The organism is Chloroflexus islandicus (assembly GCF_001650695.1).
In the GTDB taxonomy this organism is placed as follows: Bacteria; Chloroflexota; Chloroflexia; order Chloroflexales; family Chloroflexaceae; genus Chloroflexus; species Chloroflexus islandicus.
The window spans coordinates 1-1,281 of the sequence record NZ_LWQS01000118.1 but is presented as its reverse complement, the minus strand read 5'-3'; the positions used below and the strand labels follow the sequence as shown (position 1 = coordinate 1,281).

Here is a 1,281-nt window from a genome sequence, read left to right as displayed (position 1 = left end):
AACCCGCAGCTTCGGCGCATCGCTTTGCCCCGTTACAGCCTCGGCGCAGCGCTGCTTGACCAGTGAGCTGTTACGCACTCTTTCAAGGATGGCTGCTTCTAAGCCAACCTCCTGGTTGTCTAAGCGGCGCCACAACCTTTCCCACTCAGCGATGACTTGGGGGCCTTAGCTGGCGGTCTGGGTTGTTTCCCTCTCGACGACGGATATTCGCACCCGCCGTCTCACTCGCGGCGCGCACGCGCGGCATTCGCAGTTTGCCGTCGCTTGGTAAGCGGTGAAGCCCCCGCACAACAACAGTGCTCTACCTCCGCGCGTGCCTAGCCCGCGGCTGTACCTCAATACATTTCGGGGAGAACCAGCTATCTCCGTGTTCGATTGGCATTTCACCCCTACCCACAGCTCATCCGAGCCTTTTGCAACAGACACCGGTGCGGCCCTCCACGTCCTGTTAGGGACGCTTCAGCCTGGCCATGGGTAGCTCACACGGTTTCGGGTCTATCCCCAGCGACGTCCGCCCTCTTCAGGCTCGCTTTCACTCCGGCTCCGGCTGGGACTGCCTTAACCGCGCCACTGAGGATAACTCGCCGGATCATACTCCAAAAGGCACGCGGTCACCGGACACGCCGGCTCCCACGGCATGGAAGCACACGATTTCAGGGTCTGTTTCACTCCCCTCACCGGGGTACTTTTCACCGTTCCCTCACGGTACTGTGCGCTATCGGTCACTGCGTGTAGCTCGCCTTGGACAGTGGTCTGCCCAGCTTCAGTCCGGGTTCTTCGTGCCCGGACCTACTCAGGAGCTGGCTACCGACCTGAGGTCGCCGGCTACGCGACTCTCACGCTCTACGGTGCAGGGTTCCACACTGCTTCGCCTCACAACGGTCGGTCGGCGCCGGGTCGCCAACCCCGGCCTGCCAGTCCTTCAACCCCGTGGCCGCAACGCTTGGCGGCTTGACACGGCCACGGTTTAGGCCTCGCCCGGTTCGCTCGCCGCTACTACGGGCGTCGTTCGCTCTTCCTCCGGCTACTGAGATGTTTCAGTTGGCCGGGTTCCCGCTCCACGAAGGAGCGCCACCTGACGGTGGCGGGTTGCCCCATTCGGAGACCTCCGGATCACAGCCTGCACGCGGCTCCCCGGAGCATATCGGTGCCGTGCCCCGTCCTTCGTCGGCACGCAGCGCCATGGCATCCATCGTGTGCTCATCATGTCTTCCCTCCGTCGTGGCCAAGGCGGCCCGACGGAGCCATCGGCTGCGGTGGACGGCAGCCCGATGGTGAGAC

The 1,281-nt window shown here is 63.6% G+C and carries 1 rRNA gene; it reads right to left on the bottom strand.

The annotated features are described in order from the left end of the window. Positions 1–1,216 (bottom strand): 23S ribosomal RNA (locus A6A03_RS19335); the annotation flags it as partial. Between the last annotated feature and the right edge of the window lie 65 nt (positions 1,217–1,281).